This is a genomic window from uncultured Chryseobacterium sp. (assembly GCF_913776365.1).
In the GTDB taxonomy this organism is placed as follows: domain Bacteria; phylum Bacteroidota; class Bacteroidia; order Flavobacteriales; family Weeksellaceae; genus Chryseobacterium.
The window spans coordinates 1-7266 of record NZ_CAJYMO010000104.1; the positions used below are offsets into that span (position 1 = coordinate 1).

The 7266-nt window shown below is 47.9% G+C and carries 4 protein-coding genes and 1 pseudogene; all 5 read left to right on the top strand.

All coding sequences use genetic code 11. From position 1 onward, the window contains the following. Positions 1-366, top strand: a pseudogene (locus tag QZ735_RS05110) (hypothetical protein); the annotation flags it as partial. A gap of 20 nt (positions 367-386) precedes the next feature. After that, complete coding sequence (locus QZ735_RS05115; protein ID WP_294245105.1) at positions 387-1850, top strand: glycoside hydrolase family 30 beta sandwich domain-containing protein; 1464 nt, start codon at positions 387-389, stop codon at positions 1848-1850. Between the two features lie 8 nt (positions 1851-1858). Then, entirely contained in the window at positions 1859-4081 is a 2223-nt protein-coding gene (bglX, locus tag QZ735_RS05120; RefSeq protein WP_294245107.1) for a beta-glucosidase BglX, read from the top strand. 76 nt (positions 4082-4157) lie between these two features. Then, positions 4158-4973 carry a glycoside hydrolase family 16 protein gene (locus QZ735_RS05125; RefSeq protein ID WP_294245109.1) on the top strand — a complete coding sequence of 272 codons (816 nt, stop codon included), beginning with the start codon at positions 4158-4160 and terminating at the stop codon, positions 4971-4973. A 40-nt stretch (positions 4974-5013) separates the two neighbouring features. After that, entirely contained in the window at positions 5014-6453 is a 1440-nt protein-coding gene (locus QZ735_RS05130; RefSeq protein ID WP_294245111.1) for a glycoside hydrolase family 30 protein, read from the top strand. Positions 6454-7266: the final 813 nt, after the last annotated feature.

Below are 7266 nucleotides of genomic sequence, written 5' to 3' on the forward strand. Positions count from 1 at the left end.
AGTGAGAGCAATCAACAGGCGATTTATACAAAAATCAATGTTGAGGCCGGAAAACAATATACCATTGATCTTACAGCTTCTTCAGCAAGCGCGTTGGAAGATACCTGGTTTGAAGTTTATGTTCTGAACAGTATACCGGCCTCAGGACAAGACATCAGCGGAACAGTATATAGAAATATCAATACCTGGGACGGTTGCGGAAAATCAGCATTCGGCGGAAAAGTATCAGCGGTAGGATGCGGGAGCAAAAATGGCGGAACCTTTACTGCGACTACTACCGGACCTGTTTATCTTTTGATAAAATGCGGTGGAAAAACTGTAAGCGGGCTGACTATTGATAACGTTGAAGTTCGAAGAGCTCAATAACCCAACCCTACAAAAGTACTATGAAATCACAACATTCATATAGTTTCGTACTTAGAAGTGCTGCACTTAGCGGTGTAGCGCTTCTTTGTTTTTTACAGTGCAGCAGCGCATCGTCTGATCTTGCCGCTACCGAAAACCAGGGCAGCGGAAACGGGAGTGCCTACGGAAATCCGGTGCAGGTATGGCTTACGAAAGGCGATCAGTCGGTAAAGCTCCAGCAGCAGGGCAACGCCGTATTTTCAGGAACGTCCGCTTCAGGAACATCCATTGAGATCGATCCGGCACAGGTTTTTCAGACCATTGACGGCTTTGGCTATACCCTGACCGGCGGAAGTGTGGAAGTCATCAATCAGCTGAGTGCTGCCAAAAAGCAGGAATTGCTGAACGATCTTTTCAGCAGCTCGGGGATCGGCGTCAGCTATCTCAGGATCAGCATCGGAGCTTCGGACCTTAACAGTGAGGTCTTTTCCTATGATGACATGCCTTCCGGACAGACGGACCTGAGCCTTTCGCAGTTCAGCCTGACCAAAGACCAGGCCCTCATTCAGATGCTCAAAGACATCCTCGCCATCAATCCGAACATAAAAATACTGGCTACGCCATGGTCGCCACCCGTCTGGATGAAAGACAACGGAAGCACCGTGGGCGGAAGCCTGAAACCCGAATATTATGCCGTCTACGCCCAGTATTTCGTGAAATACATCCAGGCCATGCAGGCACAGGGAATAAAAATTGATGCCGTTACCCCGCAGAACGAACCGCTGCACCCGGGAAACAACCCGAGCCTTTACATGTCGGCTGCCCATCAGACCACTTTTATCAAAAATAACCTGGGTCCCGCTTTCCAGGCTGCCAATATCAGCACCAAGATTATTGCTTACGATCATAACTGCGACAATCCGGCTTATCCGCTGGCCGTCCTGAATGATCCTGCAGCCAATGCTTATGTGGATGGCTCGGCATTCCACCTGTATGCAGGCAATATCTCTGCATTGGGCACGGTACACGACCTCTTCCCGAACAAGAACGTCTACTTTACGGAACAATGGACCAGCTCCACAGGAAATTTCTCCGGGGATTTGGATTGGCACGTAAAAAATGTTATTATTGGATCGGTGAGAAACTGGAGCCGTACTGCCCTGGAATGGAACGTGGCCAACAATGCCTCATTCGGCCCGCATACACCGGGCGGATGTACGCAGTGCAAAGGTGCCGTAACCATTACGGGAGCCACGGGATATGAGAAAAATGTGGCCTATTATATCATTGCCCACGCTTCAAAGTTTGTTCCCGCCAATTCCCAGAGGATTGCATCAACAGAAGCGGATCATCTTTCCACGGCAGCCTTCAGGACACCGGCAGGAAAAACCGTCCTCATTGTGCAGAACAGCAGTGCTTCGGATAAGTCATTCACCATTAAATACCAGCAGCAGGCAGCGCCTGTCACCATTTCAGGAAGCTCAACGGCAACCTACATTTTTTAAAGAAAAGCATGAAAAAAGTATATTTCTTACTCGCGGCAGCAACATTCGGAATACAGGCCTCAGGCCAGAAGACCATTGATCAGAAGGTATCAGAACTCTTATCAAAAATGACCCTTGAAGAAAAAGTGGGACAAATGGTGCAGTACAGCGGATTTGAATATGCTACCGGCCCTCAGAATTCCAGTTCCGCAACCGTTCTGGAAGAGATAAAAAAAGGGAGGGTGGGTTCTATGCTTAATGTCGCCGGCGCTGCGGAAACCCGGAAATTCCAGCAGCTGGCACTACAGTCCGGATTAAAAATTCCTTTGTTGTTCGGACAGGACGTGATCCACGGCTACAGGACCACCTTTCCCGTAAATCTCGGGCAGGCGGCAAGCTGGGACCTTGCTATGATTGAAAAGTCCGAGCGGATTGCTGCCACGGAAGCTTCCGCTTACGGAATCCACTGGACTTTTGCCCCGATGGTGGATGTGGCCCGCGACCCGAGATGGGGAAGGGTGATGGAAGGCTCCGGCGAGGATACATACCTTGGAACTAAAATCGGGCTGGCCAGGATCCGGGGATTCCAGGGAAAAGGCCTCGGAACTCCGGAGGCGATTATGGCCTGCGCCAAACATTTCGCGGCTTATGGAGCAGCAGTGGGCGGAAGGGATTACAATTCCGTAGACATGAGCCTCAGGCAGCTGAACGAAACTTACCTGCCGCCTTTCAAAGCGGCGGCGGAAGCCGGTGTTGCCACATTCATGAACTCTTTCAACGACATCAACGGGGTTCCCGCAACGGCAAACCGCTACATACTAAGGGATCTCCTGAAAGGAAAATGGAATTATCCGGGATTCGTCGTATCCGACTGGGGCAGCATCGGCGAGATGGTGCCGCATGGTTATGCCCGGGACAATAAAGAAGCCGCAGAAAAAGCAGTGATCGCCGGAAGCGATATGGACATGGAAAGCCGCGCCTATATGGCAGAACTACCAAAACTGGTCAGGGAAGGCAAAGTGGATCCTAAACTGATCGATGATGCTGCAAGAAGGATCCTGGTTAAAAAATTTGAAATGGGACTGTTTGATGATCCTTACCGGTTCAGCAGTGAAAAGAAGCAGCAGGAGCAGACCAATAACCGGGAACACCGGGAATTCGGCAGGGAATTTGGCTCCAAAAGCATTGTCCTGCTTAAAAACCAGGGGAATATCCTTCCGATTTCGAGGTCGGCAAAGACAGTCGCCTTAATCGGGCCTTTCGGAAAAGAGACCACTGCCAACCACGGATTCTGGTCGGTTGCATTTAAAGATGACCCGCAGCGGATTGTTACCCAGTTCGACGGGATCAGAAACCGGCTGGATAAAAATTCAACACTCCTGTATGCCAAAGGCTGCCATGTTGATGACCGGGACCGCTCCCTCTTTGCGGAAGCGGTAGAAACGGCTAAAAAAGCGGATGTAGTCATCATGACGCTGGGCGAGGGGCATGCCATGAGCGGAGAGGCGAAGAGCAGGAGCAATCTTCATTTTTCAGGGGTTCAGGAAGAGTTGCTGGAAGAAATCGTAAAAACAGGAAAGCCTGTAGTCCTGATGATCAACGCAGGGCGCCCGCTGGTGTTCGACTGGGCAGCAGACCATGTTCCGGCCATCCTCTATACCTGGTGGCTTGGTACCGAAGCCGGGAATTCCATTGCCGATGTGTTGTTCGGGACAGTGAATCCTGCCGGGAAGCTGCCGATGACCTTCCCGAGAAACGAAGGCCAGATCCCGGTGTACTACAACCACTATAACACCGGGAGACCGGCGAAGAACAATACCGACAGGAATTATGTTTCTGCCTACATCGACCTGGATAATGATCCGAAATTCCCTTTCGGCTACGGATTAAGTTACACCGGGTTCCGGTATTCAGATATGACGCTGAGCTCAACGGAGCTTAAAGGTCAGCAAACGCTGACTATTACTGTAAACGTGACCAATACCGGAAATTATGATGGTGAGGAAGTGGTGCAGCTGTACATCAGGGATCTGGTCGGAAAGGTCGTGCGTCCCGTAAAGGAACTGAAAGGTTTTCAGAAAGTCATGATCAGGAAGGGGCAGAGCAAAAATATTACCTTTTCCCTCACCCCGGAAGACCTGAAATTCTATGATGATCAGCTGAACTACGACTGGGAAGCGGGAGAATTCGATATTATGGTCGGAACAGATTCGCAGCACGTCCAGACAAAAAGAATCAGGTGGATGAAATAAAAAAAAACAGTGTACGGACTGGGAGCGGGATGAAACCCGCTTTCGGCGGTAAAAACCCATACCTCGTACCGTATCTATGAACATTGGTAAACTTTTTAAGGGAATGCTCGGGGGAGCTCTTATTTTCTCTTCGCTGCAGTGTGCCTCCGGCAAAGCGGAAGCAGGAAAGGAGCTGATCTGGAGTGACGAATTCAATAACAGGGGATTGCCGGACACGGCAAAATGGAATTATGATACCGGAGGCAGCGGATTCGGGAACAACGAGGCCCAGTTTTATACAAAAGACCGCCTAGAAAATGCCAGGGTGGAAAACGGTAAACTGGTCATCGAAGCCAGAAAAGAAGACTTTGAAAAAAAGGAGTATACTTCTGCAAGGCTTCTGACCAAAGGAAAATTCTCCTTTCAGTACGGGACGGTGGAAGTCCGGGCAAAGCTGCCCGCAGGCAGGGGAACCTGGCCTGCGATTTGGATGATGAGCGAAAGAATGAAAAAATGGCCGGATGACGGCGAGCTGGACATCATGGAGCACGTAGGATATCGTCCCGGCTATATCCATGCTTCCGTACACACCAGAGCATACAACCATATCATCGGTACCCAGAAAACTGATACCGTGCTGGTGAACGATGCAGGCAAACGGTTCCATGTCTATAAAGCGGAATGGACACCGGAAAAAATTGAGGTCTTTGTAGACAACCGGAAATTTTTTACCTATCAGAACAAAGAAAAAAATTATGGGGCATGGCCGTTCGACCAGCCGTACTTTTTGATCCTGAATCTGGCGGTCGGCGGATTTTGGGGCGGAAAGGAAGGCATCGACGATACGGTGTTTCCGCAGAAATTTGAAATAGATTATGTAAGGGTCTACCGGAACAGAAAACAAACGGAATAACGGAGCGTGCAGTCTCTAAGAAAAACAGAAAGAAATACGTATGAAGAAATTAATGATTAGCTGTTTTGCAGCGGCAATGTTGGTACAGGTCAATGCACAAAGCTACTGGAAGAAGAATACCGGGAAAACCGCAAGGGTAGTTCTTACCGACGCTAAGACCGGTGAGAAAATGGCGGATAAAGGAAGCGTTTCCTTTGAAAAATTCGGGCAGCCTAAAGAAACCGATGCCTGTATTTTTGTAGACCCCGATTTTAAGTACCAGAAACTGATCGGAATCGGAGGTGCCATTACGGACGCTGCTGCGGAAACTTTCTATAAGCTCCCGAAAAAGAAACAGCAGGAAATTATAGAAGCCTATTACGGAAAAAACGGATTGGGATATACCGTTGTGCGCACCAACATGAATTCGTGTGACTTCTCAAGCGATTCCTATACCTATGTACAGGATGGCGATACGGCATTGAAGTCATTCAATATTGCCCATGACGAGAAGTACAAGATCCCGATGATTCAGGAAGCCAGGAAAGCAATCGGCAAGGATTTTACCTTTTATTTCTCTCCGTGGAGCCCGCCGGCATGGATGAAATCCAACAACAGCCTGCTTAAAGGCGGAAGGCTGGAAAATAAGTATTACCAGCCATGGGCGGAATATTATATAAAATTCATTAAAGAATATGAAAAAAGAGGAATCGGCGTATGGGGACTGACGGTGCAGAATGAGCCGATGGCTACCCAGACCTGGGAATCCTGCATCTATACCGCGGAAGAAGAAGGCGATTTCCTCGGAAAAAACCTGGGTCCGACCCTCTGGAAAAACGGCTACAAAGATAAAAAAGTCATGATCTGGGACCACAACCGGGACCTGATCTATCAACGGGCCACCACCACCTTAAGCGATCCTGAAACCTCGAAATATGCCGCCGGAATCGGTTACCACTGGTATGAAACCTGGAACAATAAAACCCAGCTCTTCGATAACCTGTCCGAAACCCAGCGGGCTTTCCCGGATAAGTTCCTGGCTTTTACCGAGGGCTGTAAGGAGCAGTTTGACCTGTCTAAGATTTACGATGTAAAGCTCGGCGAACTCTACGGAAGGAATATGCTGAACGATTTCAACAAAGGAACCGCACTATGGACCGACTGGAATGTTCTGCTGGACGAAACCGGGGGGCCGAACCATGTCGGCAACTTCTGCTTTGCACCGATCATCGCCGATACCAAAACCGGGGAAGTACATTATACCTATGAATATTATTACGTAGGCCACGTATCGAAATTCATTAAGCCGGAAGCACAAAGGATCGGCAGCTCCTCTAACCGCGCTGCCCTGACCTCCACTACCTTTATGAACCGGAACGGGCAGCTGGTGACCGTGATCATGAACGATAGCGACAATGACATCGATACCCACCTGTGGATCGAGGGCATGGCAGCAAAGCTGCCGGCACCTGCACACTCCATACAGACGGTCATTCTATAAACGAACTTCATATTTACATTATTTTTTTAGCACCGGCGGCCAATTATGGCCGCCGGTGCTGTTTTAGGCAGAATAGAACGTTATAAAAAAGCGGAAAAGCGCTATCCCGCAAAGTGGCTCTATACTGCTGATTTGTTTTTAGGGCTGTAAAAGACAGGACGGCCATTCGGATCGAATCGGATTTTATACCGAAAGTTCCTGACTGGTTATAAACCGCATTTGATATTCAGTGATATAGCTGTACTGTGCGAAAATAAAATACATCCATTCCAGTTGGCAGCCGGCCGGGTAATCTCACTTTATTCCACGTTCTTATTTTTATAAGTATCAATAAAAGAAATGGCAGATGCTATGCAAATATTTCTCCCTGTTGCCGGAGATTAGCCTAAGAATATGAATCGGCCGGCACCAGCTGATGATGATATTTTAGGAAGGTCTGTTTTGGTTTTACAGTAAAGAATAAATACAGGTAACTATATTTTGCTTATATTTGATTGTTTTAATTGTAACATTTCATTGTTTTTTTTGAGTGATTACCTTATCATGAAAACAATTGAATAAAATGGTGAATTTAAAATAAAACACGACACGTTTTGTCGCATGAGCGGTCTACATTTGCCAATGAATATAAAAACAAAATAACATAAATATGAAATAACGGATTATTTCTTTCCGGGGTGAAGTATAAAGAATATCTTCGCGCCGTTAAAACCTAATAATTATAACTCAGATACATAAGGAATGAAAAAATTCTATGCCGGTGCCTTTTTCTTAGGCGCCATCCTCAGTACTTCTGCCCAGGAAGTCCTCTGG